This window comes from Streptomyces sp. NBC_00271 (assembly GCF_036178845.1).
GTDB lineage: Bacteria > Actinomycetota > Actinomycetes > Streptomycetales > Streptomycetaceae > Streptomyces.
In genome coordinates, this window is the sequence record NZ_CP108070.1 from 7,083,720 (window position 1) to 7,097,760 (window position 14,041).

General features: G+C 72.7%; 10 protein-coding genes. 7 read left to right on the top strand and 3 right to left on the bottom strand.

Translation table 11 applies throughout. The features are described 5' to 3' along the window. Nucleotides 1–69: 69 nt before the first annotated feature. A complete protein-coding gene (locus tag OG798_RS32335; protein WP_097225032.1) occupies nucleotides 70–1,425 on the bottom strand; it encodes an SWIM zinc finger family protein in 1,356 nt (451 codons plus the stop codon). A gap of 133 nt (nucleotides 1,426–1,558) precedes the next feature. Between OG798_RS32335 and OG798_RS32340 the strand changes: the two genes are divergently transcribed. The 6 genes from OG798_RS32340 to sucD all read left to right on the top strand — a co-directional run bounded on the left by OG798_RS32340 (nucleotide 1,559) and on the right by sucD (nucleotide 10,001). After that, nucleotides 1,559–2,725, top strand: coding sequence for an ATP-binding protein (locus tag OG798_RS32340; RefSeq protein WP_095853030.1), 1,167 nt, complete (start codon nucleotides 1,559–1,561; stop codon nucleotides 2,723–2,725). After that, nucleotides 2,722–5,109: a DUF5682 family protein gene (locus OG798_RS32345; protein WP_328758095.1), complete on the top strand. Its 2,388-nt coding sequence runs from the start codon at nucleotides 2,722–2,724 to the stop codon at nucleotides 5,107–5,109. Before OG798_RS32340 ends, OG798_RS32345 begins: the two co-directional genes overlap by 4 nt. After that, nucleotides 5,106–6,311, top strand: a complete 1,206-nt coding sequence (locus OG798_RS32350) for a VWA domain-containing protein (protein ID WP_121415294.1) — start codon at nucleotides 5,106–5,108, stop codon at nucleotides 6,309–6,311. The genes OG798_RS32345 and OG798_RS32350 overlap by 4 nt, the downstream gene beginning before the upstream one ends. A gap of 169 nt (nucleotides 6,312–6,480) precedes the next feature. Beyond that, the gene (locus OG798_RS32355; protein ID WP_328758096.1) at nucleotides 6,481–7,359 is read left to right on the top strand and encodes a hypothetical protein; all 879 of its coding nucleotides are present in this window, start codon (nucleotides 6,481–6,483) and stop codon (nucleotides 7,357–7,359) included. A gap of 557 nt (nucleotides 7,360–7,916) precedes the next feature. Then, on the top strand, nucleotides 7,917–9,095 hold the full coding sequence (gene sucC / locus OG798_RS32360; RefSeq protein WP_075028439.1) for an ADP-forming succinate--CoA ligase subunit beta: 1,179 nt from the start codon (nucleotides 7,917–7,919) through the stop codon (nucleotides 9,093–9,095). A 21-nt stretch (nucleotides 9,096–9,116) separates the two neighbouring features. Continuing rightward, nucleotides 9,117–10,001, top strand: coding sequence for a succinate--CoA ligase subunit alpha (gene sucD / locus OG798_RS32365; RefSeq protein WP_075028438.1), 885 nt, complete (start codon nucleotides 9,117–9,119; stop codon nucleotides 9,999–10,001). Between the two features lie 81 nt (nucleotides 10,002–10,082). Here sucD and OG798_RS32370 read toward each other — a convergent pair whose 3' ends face one another. After that, the gene (locus OG798_RS32370) at nucleotides 10,083–11,303 is read right to left on the bottom strand and encodes a helix-turn-helix domain-containing protein (protein ID WP_121418347.1); all 1,221 of its coding nucleotides are present in this window, start codon (nucleotides 11,301–11,303) and stop codon (nucleotides 10,083–10,085) included. Nucleotides 11,304–11,411: 108 nt separating this feature from the next. On the opposite strand from OG798_RS32370, the gene OG798_RS32375 reads away from it, so the two are divergent. Then, entirely contained in the window at nucleotides 11,412–12,950 is a 1,539-nt protein-coding gene (locus OG798_RS32375) for a cell division protein PerM (RefSeq protein WP_328758097.1), read from the top strand. 225 nt (nucleotides 12,951–13,175) lie between these two features. Here OG798_RS32375 and OG798_RS32380 read toward each other — a convergent pair whose 3' ends face one another. Then, nucleotides 13,176–13,985 (bottom strand): hypothetical protein, encoded by an 810-nt coding sequence (locus tag OG798_RS32380; protein ID WP_328758098.1) that lies wholly within the window; start codon nucleotides 13,983–13,985, stop codon nucleotides 13,176–13,178. Nucleotides 13,986–14,041: the final 56 nt, after the last annotated feature.

Consider the following 14,041-nt stretch of genomic DNA (forward strand, 5'->3'; position numbering starts at 1 on the left):
TGGCTTGATCGGTGACAGTGGTGCTGGTGCTGGTGCTGGTGGTGTCAGTGGTGTGGGCGGTGCCGGTGGTCAGCACAAAGACACCGGCTCCCCGTCGCCCTCCGGCCAGGCCGTCAGGGGAGTGAAGCCGCGGTGGCCGCACTCTCCGAAGACCGTGACGGGGGCGCCGCCGGAGAGGGCGGCGAGGCGCCACAGCCCGGGCCGGGAGAGAAGGGAAGAGGAGATCGGGAGGGCGAAGTCGCCCTCGGCGTCCGCCAGTTGCCAGGTGTCGCCGTCGGGGGTGGGTATCATCCGGGCCAGCGTGACCGGGTGGGAGTCGAGCCAGGGATCGGCCCGCAGGGCTTCGCCGAAGCGGGCCGCCGCCTGGGGGGCGGTCAGCCCCGGTGGACGTGTCCGCGCGGGGGCGGGCGGCGTGAACCGCTCGCCCAGGGCCGCTCGGAGCTGTCCGGCCCCCGGATACGCGGACACCTCCGCCTCGAAGGCCAGCCCCACCGGCAGGGTCAGCTCCGGCGCACGGCCGGCGGCCCCATAAGAAAGGAGCAGCGCGGTGCGGTCGGTCTCCGCGCCGTAGAGCCAGATCCTGCGCGTCGTGAGCCGGGTGTCCGCCGTGTCGTACTGGGCGAGGACCTGCCAGCGGTCCCGCACCGGTGGCCCGTCCGCCGAACCGGGCAGCCCCACCCGCGAGCGAACCGTCGCGGCCAGGTCGTCCGGCAGCCGCTCACGGCGCAGCCAGCCCTGGTCGAGGAGATGGAGCAGCGCGCACTCCTCCAGCAGCCGCACCGGCCAGCCGGGCCCGGAGGAGGGAATCGCCCCCAATTCCCTGACCCGCGCGGCCAGTCCGGGCGCCTGCGCGTCGACCATGCGGGCCGCCGTCTCCTCCCACATCCCGTACCCCGCCTGCTCGGCCGACGCGAGACCGCCCCGCAGCAGATCCGCCAACCGCTGCTCCAGCTCCGCCGCCCCCGCGGTGATCCGCTCGGCCCGCCGCTGCGCCCTGCGCCGCGCCGCCTCCGGATCGCCCGGTGACGCCGTCCCAGATCCCCCGCCCGTCGTCCCCTTCTCCCCCGCTCGCTCTCGTCTCCCCTCCATCCACTGCTCCGCCCAGTCCGGCGCCGGCCCCCGCGGCACCGAACCGTCCTCGCCCGCCCAGAGCAGCAGCAGTCCCAGCGCGTGCTTGCACGGGAACTTCCGGCTCGGGCAACTGCACTTGTACGCGGGCCCGGTGGAGTCCGCGATGTCGATGACCGTCTGATAAGGCCTGCTGCCGCTTCCCCTGCACAGTCCCCATACCGTCCCCTCGTCAGAACTGCCTGCCTCCGACCACGGCCCGGCAGCGCCGAGCTTGCTGCCGGCCGTACGTGACGCGGCATCAGGCGCCAGTGCCAGCACCTGATCCGCCGTCCAGCGCACCCCCTGCTGAGTCATGTCATCGAAGGTAGGTCCCGCCACTGACAATCGACCTTCGCGAGCATATTTGCGCAGGTCAGAGCGCATTGTCAGTGGCGTGGTGCACGGTGGAACCAGATCCGAACCGGCCGAGCTGGAGGGGGAGCGAGCCATGTCCGTGCCCGTTGCGTCCGTTGAACCGACGACCGTCCGTCCGCCCGTGAGCGAGGGCCTGGGCGAAGGCGTGAGCGAGAGCGCGGGCGAGGCGCTGCGACCACATGCCGAGCACGCCTTCGCCGCCGAACTCGCCGCGCTGGCCGCGCAGGACGACCGGCCGCGGCCCGCCCGCTGGCGGCTGTCGCCATGGGCGGTGGCGACCTACCTGCTGGGCGGCACGCTGCCGGACGGCACGGTGATCACACCGAAGTACGTGGGACCGCGCCGCATCGTCGAGGTCGCCGTCACCACGCTCGCCACCGACCGCGCCCTGCTCCTGCTCGGCGTGCCCGGCACCGCGAAGACCTGGGTGTCCGAGCACCTGGCCGCGGCGGTCAGCGGCGACTCGACCCTGCTGGTGCAGGGCACGGCCGGCACACCGGAGGAGGCGATCCGGTACGGCTGGAACTACGCGCAGCTGCTGGCTCACGGCCCCAGCCGGGACGCCCTCGTGCCGAGCCCGGTCATGCGGGCCATGGCCGAGGGCATGACGGCCCGGGTCGAGGAGCTGACCCGCATCCCGGCGGACGTGCAGGACACGCTGATCACGATCCTGTCGGAAAAGGTCCTGCCGATACCGGAGTTGGGCCAGGAGGTGCAGGCCGTCCGCGGCTTCAACCTGATCGCCACCGCCAACGACCGCGACCGCGGGGTGAACGAGCTGTCCAGCGCCCTGCGCCGCCGCTTCAACACGGTGGTGCTGCCCCTGCCGGAGAGCGCGGACGCGGAGGTCGACATCGTCTCGCGGCGTGTCGACCAGATCGGCCGGTCCCTCGACCTGCCCGCCGCGCCCGAGGGCATGGACGAGATCCGCCGTGTCGTCACCGTCTTCCGCGAGCTGCGCAACGGGGTCACGGCCGACGGGCGGACCAAGCTGAAGTCGCCCAGCGGCACGCTGTCCACCGCCGAGGCGATCTCGGTCGTCACGGGCGGCCTGGCCCTCGCCGCCCACTTCGGCGACGGCGTCCTGCGCGCGTCCGACGTGGCGGCCGGCATCCTCGGCGCCGTCGTCCGCGATCCGGCCGCCGACCGGGTCATCTGGCAGGAGTATCTGGAGGCGGTCGTCCGCGAGCGGGACGGCTGGAAGGACTTCTACCGGGCCTGCCGGGAGGTGAGCGCATGACGACCTTCACGGCGGGGCCGTTGCTGCTGGGGGTGCGGCATCACGGCCCGGGGTCGGCCCGCGCCGTGCGGGCCGCGCTGGAGGCGGCGACGCCCGAGGTCGTCCTGATCGAGGGACCCCCGGAGGCGGACGCGCTCATCCCGCTCGCCGCCGAGAAGGACATGCGTCCTCCCGTCGCACTCCTCGCCCATGTCGTGGACGAGCCCGGCCGCTCCGCCTTCTGGCCGCTCGCCGAGTTCTCCCCCGAGTGGGTGGCGATCCGGTGGGCCCTGGAGCACGGAGTCCCGGCCCGCTTCATCGACCTCCCGGCGACCCACACGCTCGCGTGGGGGAACGAAGAGGAGGAGAGGACGGCGGAGGGGGAGCAAGGGCAAGAGGAGAAGGGGGAGAAGAAGGGGGAGAAGGAGGCCGGTGCGTCCGACCGTTCCGTCGACGCGGGCGTGCGGATCGACCCTCTCGCCGTACTCGCGGAGACGGCCGGTCACGACGATCCCGAGCGCTGGTGGGAGGACGTGGTCGAGCACCGGGGCGGGGCCGGGATGGGGGCGGACCCGTTCGCGCCGTTCACCGCGCTGGAGGAGGCGATGGGGGCACTGCGGGAGGCCTACGGGGTCGGGGGACACGACCGGGACCTGGTGCGCGAGGCGCACATGCGGCTCCAGATGCGGGCGGCGCAGCGGGAGTTCGGGGACGAGGTGGCCGTGGTGTGCGGGGCCTGGCACGTGCCTGCGCTGCGGCAGAAGACGACCGTGGCCGCCGATCGGGCCCTGCTCAAGGGGCTCCCCAAGGCCAAGGCCGACATGACGTGGGTGCCGTGGACGCACCGGAGGCTGTCGCGGGTCAGCGGGTACGGCGCGGGCATCGACTCGCCGGGTTGGTACGGGCATCTGTTCGCCGCCCCGGACCGTCCCGTCGAGCGCTGGATGACGAAGGTGGCGAGGCTGCTGCGCGACGAGGACCGGATGGTGTCGTCGGCGCACGTCATCGAGGCGGTACGGCTGGCCGACACCCTCGCCGCGATGCGCGGTCGCCCACTGCCTGGGCTGACCGAGACCACCGACGCCGTACGAGCCGTGATGTGCGAGGGCTCGGACGTGCCACTGGGGCTCGTGCACGACCGGCTCGTGGTCGGCGATGTGCTGGGCGAGGTGCCTCAGTCCGCTCCCGCGGTGCCGCTGCAGCGCGACCTGGCGCGTGCGCAGAAGCGGCTGCGACTGAAACCCGAGCCGATGGAGCGGGAGTTGGAGCTGGACCTGCGGGGGGAGACCGACGCCGGGCGGAGCAGACTCCTGCACCGGCTGCGGCTGCTCGGTATCGCGTGGGGCGAGCCCACCGCCTCGCGCGGCAGCACCGGCACCTTCCGGGAGACCTGGCGGCTGCGCTGGGAGCCGGAGCTGTCCGTGCGGGTCGCCGAGGCCGGGGTCTGGGGCACGACGGTGCTGTCGGCGGCGACAGGCAAGGCCGAGGCGGACGCCGTCGCCGCGCACGCCCTGGCCGACGTCACGGCACTGGCCGAGCGCTGTCTGCTCGCCGAACTCCCGGACGCGCTGCCCGTGGTGATGCGGGTTCTAGCCGACCGGGCGGCGCTGGACGCGGATGTCGGCCACCTCGCCCAGGCCCTGCCCGCGCTGGTCCGCTCCCTGCGGTACGGCGATGTGCGCGGCACGGACACACGCGCCCTCACGGACGTCGCCGCGGGCCTCGCCGAGCGGATCTTCGTCGGGCTCCCACCGGCCTGTGCGGCCATCGACGCCGAGGCCGCCGAGCACATGCGACGCCATGTGGACGCGGTGCACGGAGCGGTCGGGCTGTTGGGGGAGCCGGGCACGGCGGCCCCCGGCGGCATACGCGAGCGCTGGCACTCCGTACTCCGGGTGCTGGCCGGGCGGGACACCGTGCCGGGGGTGATCCGTGGGCGGGCGGTACGACTGCTGCTGGACGACGGGGAGTTGGGCCAGGACGAGGCCGCGCGGCTCATGGGTCTCGTGCTGTCGCCGGGCACGGAGCCGGGGGACGCGGCCGCGTGGATCGAGGGGTTCGTCGGCGGTGGCTCCGGGGGCGGGATGCTGCTCGTGCACGACGAGCGGCTGCTCGGTCTGGTGGACGCGTGGCTGACCGGGGTGCCGGCCGAGGCGTTCACCGATGTGCTGCCACTGCTGCGGCGCACCTTCTCGGCGTACGAGGCAGGGGTGCGCAGGACGCTGGGCGAGCTGGTCCGGCGCGGCCCGGGGGCGCGGGGGAGCGCCGAGGCCGCCGCCTCCGGCATACCCGGGTTCGCGCCCGACCTCGACCTCGGGCGCGCCGACGCGGTCCTGCCGGTGCTGAGCCTGCTGCTGGGGCTGGACGAGGCCTACGACGACGACTTTGCGGGAGTGGTCCGATGACAGCGGCACCTGTGGAAGCGACCGGATCGAACGGTCCGACCGGACCCACCGACGCCGACGCCGCCGGCGAGCGGTTGCGGCGGTGGCGGCTTGTGCTGGGGGGTGAGGAGGCGGACGGCACCGGATGCGTGCTCGCGGGGCAGGACGCGGCGATGGACGGGGCGCTCAGCGCGTTGTACGGGAAGGACGGCAAGGGGCGGTCGGGGCGGGACCGTTCGGCGGGGCTGGGGGCGTCGGCGCCGTCGGTCGCGCGCTGGCTCGGGGACATCCGGACGTACTTCCCCTCGTCCGTCGTGCAGATCATGCAGCGGGACGCCATCGACCGGCTCGGGCTGTCCACCCTCCTGCTGGAGCCCGAGATGCTGGAAGCGGTCGAGGCCGATGTGCACCTGGTCGGCACGCTGCTCTCCCTCAACAAGGCCATGCCGGAGACGACGAAGGAAACGGCGCGGGCGCTCGTGCGCAAGGTCGTCGAGGATCTCGAGAGGCGGCTCGCGAGTCGCACGCGGGCGACTCTCACCGGCGCCCTCGACCGCAGTACGCGCATCAGCAGACCCCGTCACCACGACATCGACTGGAACCGCACGATCGCGGCGAACCTGAAGCACTACCTGCCCGAGTACCGCACGATCGTGCCCGAGCGGCTGATCGGCTACGGGCGTGCCTCGCAGTCCGTGAAGAAGGAGGTCGTCCTCTGTATCGACCAGTCGGGATCCATGGCGGCGTCCGTCGTCTACGCCTCCGTGTTCGGCGCCGTCCTCGCGTCGATGCGGTCCATCGCCACCCGGCTCGTCGTCTTCGACACGGCCGTCGTCGATCTGACCGACCAGCTCGACGACCCGGTCGATGTCCTCTTCGGCACCCAGTTGGGCGGCGGTACGGACATCAACAGGGCGCTGGCGTACTGCCAGTCGCAGATCACCCGGCCCGCCGACACGGTGGTCGTGCTCATCAGCGACCTCTACGAAGGGGGTATACGCGACGAGATGCTCAAGCGGGTCGCGGCGATGAAGGCGTCGGGGGTGCAGTTCGTGACGCTGTTGGCGCTGTCCGACGAAGGGGCTCCCGCGTACGACCGTGAGCACGCGGCGGCGCTCGCGGCGCTGGGCGCACCGGCGTTCGCCTGTACGCCCGACCTGTTTCCCGAGGTGATGGCGGCGGCGATCGAGAAGCGGCCGCTCCCGATACCGGACACCGCCTGAGGAGCGTGCCGTCAGCGATGACGGCGACAGGGGGCTTGCGCGACCTCAGGAGACCCGTGCGAGGATCGACGCCTCTTCCCGCCGCACGGAGGATCACGCCGTCTTGACCCCGCCCGTCGCCGAACCGCCCGTCGCCGGTGCCGCTCTGCGCATGACACGCATGACACGCATGACACGCATGACGCGCACGGCGGCCGGGCGGCGTGCGTTGCGACTGGCGCTGCTGGTGGCCGGGTTGTTCGCGCTCGGGCTCCTCTGCGGAGAGCGGGCGCATGCGGCGGACGGGTTGGTGCCGAGGGTGCCGACGGTTCCGGCGAGTTCGTCGGTACGGGTGGTGAAGCCGGGTGCTCCGCTCCCGGTGACGCACTCGGCGGCCCACACCGTCACTCACGTCACGGACACCGTCACCCACGCTCATGTCACGGACACCGTCGCTCGGGTCGGCGACACCGTCACCCGCCTGACCGACACCGTCCGGCACGTCGTACGGCCGGCTGCCGAGAGCGTCGTGCGGCCGGTCGGTGATCTCGTGGAGACGGTGACCGGCGAGTTGGGCCAGGCTCCGCCGGAGCCTCTGCCGTCCCTTCCCTCGCTGCCCTCCCTGCCCGAGCTGCCCGGTCCGCCCTCGCTTCCGGGCGCGGGGGGTCAGGTTCCGTCCGCCGGTTCGGGGCCCCAGCACTCGGGTGCGGGTGCCGTGCCCTCGTCGTCGCCTGCGGTGGCGCGGCACGCCGACGCCGGGCCCGTCGGTCCGACGTACTACGGTCCCGCCCGCCTCGGTACGAACACGGACGGTGTCGCCGCGCGCGGCGAGCACCGGGGTGCGGCGCCGGGACCGGGGGCCGACCGTCAGGCACCCCCCGGCGACCCCACGGGCGCGCTGGGCGGTCAGTCGGCCGTCGACAACGGCACGCCGCGTCACGGCGATGCTCATGCCGTCGTCACTCCGAGTCACCGGGCGCCGCCGCGGCTCGTGCCCGGCGTTCCCTCGGCGGTGACCGCGGCCGAGACCCGGGACAGGTACCGGGACATTCCGCTCTTCCCCGGCTAGGACGGTCCTTCCCCCGGTATGGGCGTGCCGCGCGGGGGCGGAACACGACGCACCCATGAACAAGAACCTCCGCCGGCGCCACCGGTCTGGCCTACGGCGGCGATGGTGAATGTCGGAGGCTTCGTGGCGTCCGACCGTCCCTCCCGCCGTACCGCTGTGTCCGCCGCCGTACCCACCGACCGACTCCGCGGGGCCACGGCCCCGGACGGCCGAAAGCCGTCGGCTGTGTCCGACCGAAACCCCGCGGATGGGGAGGGTGGTCCCCATTGGGGTGGGGACCGCCCTCCCTGGGCCCCTTAGGGGCCGTTCGAGGGGCCTCACCAGGCAAACCCCAGCCTGGTGAGGCCCCGTCCCGGCCAGATCTGTGACAGGTATCACCGCTCAGGTGTGACCTGCGATTTAGGGACCCACGTCCTGCGGCGATAACCTGCGAGACGGACATGCCGCGCGCTCGGACACCGTGTGCGCCACCCTTGTGACAGCGGACGTCACGTTGCCCTTCGCGGCACGCCCACGCATCCAACGAACCGCGAGATCACTGATAGGGACGGACGCGCGTGGACCTGTTCGAGTACCAGGCGAGGGACCTCTTCGCCAAGCACGGTGTACCGGTGCTGGCCGGTGAAGTCATTGACACGCCTGAGGCAGCCCGCGAGGCGACCGAGCGTCTTGGCGGCAAGTCCGTCGTCAAGGCCCAGGTGAAGGTCGGTGGCCGCGGCAAGGCCGGCGGCGTCAAGCTCGCCGCCACCCCGGACGAGGCCGTCGCCCGGGCGACGGACATCCTCGGCATGGACATCAAGGGCCACACGGTCCACAAGGTGATGATCGCCGAGACCGCGCCCGAGATCGCCGAGGAGTACTACGTCTCGTACCTCCTCGACCGCACCAACCGCACTTTCCTCGCCATGGCGTCCGTCCAGGGCGGCGTGGAGATCGAGGTCGTCGCGGAGGAGAACCCCGACGCCCTCGCGAAGGTCCCGGTCGACGCCAACGAGGGCGTCTCGATCGAGAAGGCCCGCGAGATCGTCGCCCAGGCGAAGTTCCCGGCCGAGGTCGCCGAGCAGGTCGCCGAGATCCTGGTGACGCTGTGGGACACCTTCATCAAGGAGGACGCCCTCCTCGTCGAGGTCAACCCGCTCGCCAAGGTCGCCGACGGCCGCGTCATCGCGCTCGACGGCAAGGTGTCGCTGGACGAGAACGCCGAGTTCCGCCAGCCGGAGCACGAGGCGCTGGTCGACCACGCCGCCGCCAACCCGCTCGAGGCGGCGGCCAAGGCCAAGAACCTCAACTACGTCAAGCTCGACGGCGAGGTCGGCATCATCGGCAACGGCGCGGGTCTCGTCATGAGCACCCTCGACGTCGTCGCGTACGCCGGTGAGAACCACGGCGGCGTCAAGCCCGCCAACTTCCTCGACATCGGTGGCGGCGCCTCCGCCGCGGTGATGGCGAACGGCCTGGAGATCATCCTCGGCGACCCGGACGTCAAGTCCGTCTTCGTCAACGTCTTCGGCGGCATCACCGCCTGTGACGAGGTCGCCAACGGCATCGTCCAGGCGCTCCAGCTGCTCGCCGACAAGGGCGAGGAAGTCACCAAGCCGCTGGTCGTGCGTCTGGACGGCAACAACGCCGAGCTGGGCCGCAAGATCCTGTCGGACGCCAACCACCCGCTGGTCCAGCGCGTGGACACCATGGACGGCGCGGCCGACAAGGCCGCCGAGCTCGCGGCTGCGAAGTAAGGGACGAGGGAAACAACCGCCATGGCTATCTTCCTCAACAAGGACAGCAAGGTCATCGTCCAGGGCATGACCGGTGCCACGGGCATGAAGCACACCAAGCTCATGCTGGCCGACGGCACGAACATCGTCGGTGGCGTGAACCCGCGCAAGGCGGGCACGTCCGTCGACATCGACGGCACCGAGATCCCGGTCTTCGGCACGGTCGCCGAGGCCATGGAGAAGACGGGCGCCAACGTGTCCGTCCTCTTCGTGCCGCCGGCCTTCGCCAAGGCCGCCGTCGTCGAGGCGATCGACGCGGAGATCCCCCTCGCGGTCGTCATCACCGAGGGCATCGCCGTCCACGACTCCGCCGCCTTCTGGGCGTACGCGAAGTCGAAGGGCAACAAGACCCGCATCATCGGCCCGAACTGCCCCGGTCTCATCACCCCGGGCCAGTCGAACGCCGGCATCATCCCGGGCGACATCACGAAGCCGGGCCGCATCGGCCTGGTCTCGAAGTCCGGCACGCTGACGTACCAGATGATGTACGAGCTCCGTGACATCGGTTTCTCGTCCGCCGTCGGCATCGGTGGCGACCCGATCATCGGTACGACGCACATCGACGCGCTCGCCGCGTTCGAGGCCGACCCCGACACCGACCTGATCGTCATGATCGGTGAGATCGGCGGCGACGCCGAGGAGCGTGCGGCGGACTTCATCGCCAAGAACGTGACGAAGCCGGTCGTCGGCTACGTCGCCGGCTTCACCGCGCCCGAGGGCAAGACCATGGGCCACGCCGGCGCCATCGTCTCCGGCTCCTCCGGCACGGCCGCCGCGAAGAAGGAGGCCCTCGAGGCCGCCGGCGTCAAGGTCGGCAAGACGCCGACCGAGACGGCGAAGCTGGCCCGCGAGATCCTCGCCGGCTGACCTTCCTCTCCAGGCTGGACCTTCTCCAGACTGAACGGGCTCGCATCCCCACGGGGGTGCGAGCCCGTCGTCGTACCCGGCTCAGCCTGCCTCCGGAACCAGCCGCTCCGGCCCGCTGACCATCTCCCCCTTGAGCTTGGCGCGCAGGGCCAGCTCCTCCGCGGACAGCGGCCCGGGCGCGACCCGGGGCGGCACCCCGTGCACCGTGGCGCCGGGCGCCAGCGGCGGCTCGTAGTGGTCCGGGGCCGTACGGAGCGTCAGTGTCGTGGCGCCGATGAGGACGACCGTGAAGGCGATGGCGGCGCGGGTCCAGTGCCGGGCGCGCTGCTCTCCGCCCCAGCGGACCGTGGTGGGCTTCGCAGCGCGCAGCCGCTCGGCGGAGGCGACCTCGGCGAGTCGCCGGTGCAACTCCTTCGGCTCCGCCAGCTCCGGCAGCCGTGTGGCCACGGCCTCGCGCGCGTGCAGCAGCCGGTTGGCCGCCGCGGGCGTGCTCGCCTCCGTCTCGGCCGCGGTCTCCGGCAGATTGAGCCCGACCCCGTCGTAGAGCAGCAGGGTCCGCCGGTACACGGGCGGCAGCTGCAGGAGTACGTCGAGCAGCGCGCGGTCCGCGGGGGCGGCGGGCGGCGGCTCCGGGTTGCGGTGCCGGGGGCGCAGCCTGTGCCAGGGCGAGAGCGCGAACTCGTACGCCGTCGCCCGCACCCACCCCGCCGGATCGCGGTCCATGGCCACCTCGGGCCAGCGGTGCCAGGCCAGCTGGAAGGCGCGCTCCACCGACTCGCGCGCCAGTTCGCGCCGACCGGTGAGCAGGTAGGTCTGCCGTACGAGGGCAGGGGCGCAGAACGCGTAGAGGGCGTCGAAGGCCTGATCGGGCGTCAGGGAGGGGGAAAGGGGTTCGAGTTCGGCATCGGGGCCGAGCTCGGGTTTGGGGCCGAGTGCGGGATCACGGCCGAGTGCGGGCTCGGGTTGGGGGGCGAGTTCGGGGGCGGGTGGGGTTTCGGAGGGCGGCTCGGGGGTGGGTTCGGCGCGGTCGGGGGACGTCTGTACGGGGCCGGTGGCGGCGCCGACCAGGGCGGGAGCCGGGGTCTCCTGACGGGGGGTCACCTCCTCGGCGCCCGTCAGCAGTCGTGCGTACGCGTCTCGTGTCGTGCCGCGTGGCGTCGTACGGCCGTTCTCCCACGAGCGCACCGTCGCACGGGTGACGCCCACCGCGGCCGCGACGTCGGCCTGGCTCAGCGACTGGGCCTCGCGCAGGCGGCGGCGTTCTTTGGGGGAGGGCAGCGGGGTCTCAGGGGTGCGTGTCATGTCGGACCCCACAGGGTGCCCCTTAGTACGAAAAGGTACATAGCTGCATATTGAGCGACACATCCGAGGTTCGCCTGTTACGACGAGAAAGCGCGTGTCGTTGGGAGCATGGCGGGCGTGACCCAAATGACCGACCGCAGACTGTCGTTGTCGCCCCTGCTCACCCGGATGCGCCACCGTTCACCCGGACTGGGCGCCAGCCTCCTGGGTGGCGCCCTCGCGGCGGGGCTCGGACTCGGCTCGTTCGCCGTCCTCGTCATGATGCTGTGGATCAGCTCGCCCTATCCGGACAGCGGACCGAGTGGATCGCTGCACGTGGCCGCCGCGTTGTGGCTGCTCGCGCACGGCGTGGAGCTGATCCGCACCGAGACCCTGTCGGGCCTGCCCATGCCGGTGGGTGTGACACCGCTGCTGCTGGTCGTCCTGCCCGTGTGGCTGCTGTACCGGGCGGTGCGCGGCGTGGCGGACGCCGAGGCCGAGGCGGAGCCGGGCACGGTGTGGACGGGGGTCGTCGGGGGCTATCTGACGGTCGGACTGGCGGCCGCGCTGTACTGCTCGGGCGGGGAGTTGCGGCCTTCGTGGGTGTGGACCGCCGGATGTCTGCCGTTGCTCGCCGGGAGTGCGGCGGGGGTGGGGGTGTGGGCGGCGTACGGACGCGCCGGCTTCCCTGTGCCCGCGCGGGTCCGGCGGTTGCTCGCCGTGTTGCCCGCCGGCGTACGCCGTTGCGCGCCCCAATTCTTCGGGGCCTCGGCGCGGGCGGCCGGGGCCGGGGCGGCGGTGCTCGTCGGGGGTGGCTCGCTGTTGGTGGCGGTGTCGCTGGTGTGGCACGGCGATACCGTCCGGGACTCGTTCGCGCAGCTCACCGAGGTGTGGTCGGGACGGTTCGCGGTACTGCTGCTCTGTCTGGCGCTCGTGCCGAACGCGGCGGTGTGGGGGGCCGCGTACGGGCTCGGGCCCGGGGTCGTGCTGGGGGCCGGGCATGTCGTGGGGCCGTTGTCCGCGGCGGGGCCGGGGCCGTTGCTGCCGGCGTTTCCGTTGCTGGCGGCGGTGCCGGTGCCGGTGCCCGAGGCGGTGCCCGGGGCGGTGTGGAGTGAGGTGGGGATGGGGGTGCCGGTGGTGGCGGGGATGACGGTGGCGTGGTTCCTGGTGACCGCGGGGGCGCCGAGGGAGGGGCGTGAGGCCTGGTCGTGCGGGCGGGTCGTGGTGGGGGGGGGGGTCGCGGCCGTGTTGTGCGGGCTGGTGATGGCGGTGCTGGCCGGGGTGGCGGGTGGGCCGTTGGGGGTGGCGGCGTTGGCTCACTTCGGGCCGGTGTGGTGGCAGGTGGGGGGAGCGGTGGTGGTTTGGACGGTGGGGGTGGGGGTTCCTGTGGGGGTGGGGTTGTGGGGGTGGGGGCTTTGGCGGCGACGAGAGTTTTCTTGGTCTGCGTGGCTCACTCGGCCCTCGTGGCCCTCGTGGGGGGCGTGGCGGTCGTGGTTCCGGGTGCGGCGGTCGCGTGGTGAGGGGGGTCAGGTGGAGCCGGTTGCGAAGGGGGAGCCGACTCCTGCGGTGGGGGTGACTTCGACGGTGGGGGCGGGTCCGGGTTCGGGTTCGGCTCGGGATCCGAGCCTGGAGCCGTATGACCTCTTGCCCTCTGATGACATGGGGTGAGTGAGGAGCCCTCGGTTTCCTCGCCCCCGCCGCCCCTACCCATTCCCATCCCCCGGGGCTGCGCCCCAGACCCCGCCCGGGGCTGCGCCCCAGACCCCGCCCGGGGCTGCGCCCCAGACCCCGCCCGGGGCAGGTTGATGTTGCTGCGGGTGCGTGGGGGCTGGGCGCGCCGTTCCCCGCGTCCCTGACGGGGCGCGGGGCCATGCCCGCCTGTCCGCGTTTGCGCTAGCCGCGGGTGCCCAAGACGCCTCTCAGGTCCTTCGGGAGGAGGTCGTTGCAGGACTGTTTGGCGGCGTTGGTGAGGGCGTCGTTCGTGCAGGAGTAGTAGTCGCTGTACACGAGCTGCGCGGTGAAGGTCGCGGCGACCATGATGATGGCCAGGAACGCGGTGACGAGGCCGCTCACCGCGGCGGTCGTCTGGGGGCGGGTGTTCGCCTCGGGGGCCGGGGTGTCCGGGTCCTGCGCGCGGGGCTTGGCGCGCAGTGCGCTGCCGCCCCAGTACACGGCGAGCGCGCCGAGCAGCAGCGCCACGTACGGCCAGCTGAACAGGGCGAAGAAGAACGCCCACATGCCGGAGAGCAGCGCGTAGCGCGCGCGGCGCTGGGCGGGGTCCGTCGGGTCCCAGCGCATTCCGGAGCCCGGCCCACCGCCGGGACCTTCCGGGCCGCCCTGGCCCTGCGGAGCCCCGGGACGGTCGCCGAAACCGCCGCCGGACGAACGTCCCGGCTGCCGGTCGCTCCACTGACTGCCCCATGGGGACTGTCCGGGGTCGGAACCGTCGTTCTCGTTCGAGCCCTGGCCGGACGCGGGACGTCGAGGCTGCCAGGGGCGGTCGGGCGTGCCCTCCGGCGGCGGAGCGAAGGGATTGTCGTCGGAGTCGGAGTCGGAGCCCGTGCCGGAGTCTGTGTTCGGGCCGCGTCCGCCCGCGGAACCGTTCCCACCCGCGGGCGTGTCCCCGCTCTCCCGCGGCGGGGTAGGCGAAGGGCGCCGCTCGCGCAGCAGCAGCGGAGGGAGTCGGAGACTGCGGTCCGGCATCAGGTGTGCGTCTTCCCCTTGGTGGTGTTCTGGCGGGCGGCGTGTCCACACGGCAT

Excerpts from the sequence above, each read along its gene's own strand:
- OG798_RS32375 (WP_328758097.1), top strand. The coding sequence starts at position 11,412 with ATGGCGGGCGTGACCCAAATGACCGACCGCAGACTGTCGTTGTCGCCC.
- OG798_RS32340 (WP_095853030.1), top strand. The coding sequence starts at position 1,559 with ATGTCCGTGCCCGTTGCGTCCGTTGAACCGACGACCGTCCGTCCGCCC.
- OG798_RS32335 (WP_097225032.1), bottom strand. The coding sequence starts at position 1,425 with ATGACTCAGCAGGGGGTGCGCTGGACGGCGGATCAGGTGCTGGCACTG.
- OG798_RS32355 (WP_328758096.1), top strand. The coding sequence starts at position 6,481 with ATGACACGCATGACGCGCACGGCGGCCGGGCGGCGTGCGTTGCGACTG.
- OG798_RS32380 (WP_328758098.1), bottom strand. The coding sequence starts at position 13,985 with ATGCCGGACCGCAGTCTCCGACTCCCTCCGCTGCTGCTGCGCGAGCGG.
- OG798_RS32345 (WP_328758095.1), top strand. The coding sequence starts at position 2,722 with ATGACGACCTTCACGGCGGGGCCGTTGCTGCTGGGGGTGCGGCATCAC.
- OG798_RS32350 (WP_121415294.1), top strand. The coding sequence starts at position 5,106 with ATGACAGCGGCACCTGTGGAAGCGACCGGATCGAACGGTCCGACCGGA.
- sucD (WP_075028438.1), top strand. The coding sequence starts at position 9,117 with ATGGCTATCTTCCTCAACAAGGACAGCAAGGTCATCGTCCAGGGCATG.
- OG798_RS32370 (WP_121418347.1), bottom strand. The coding sequence starts at position 11,303 with ATGACACGCACCCCTGAGACCCCGCTGCCCTCCCCCAAAGAACGCCGC.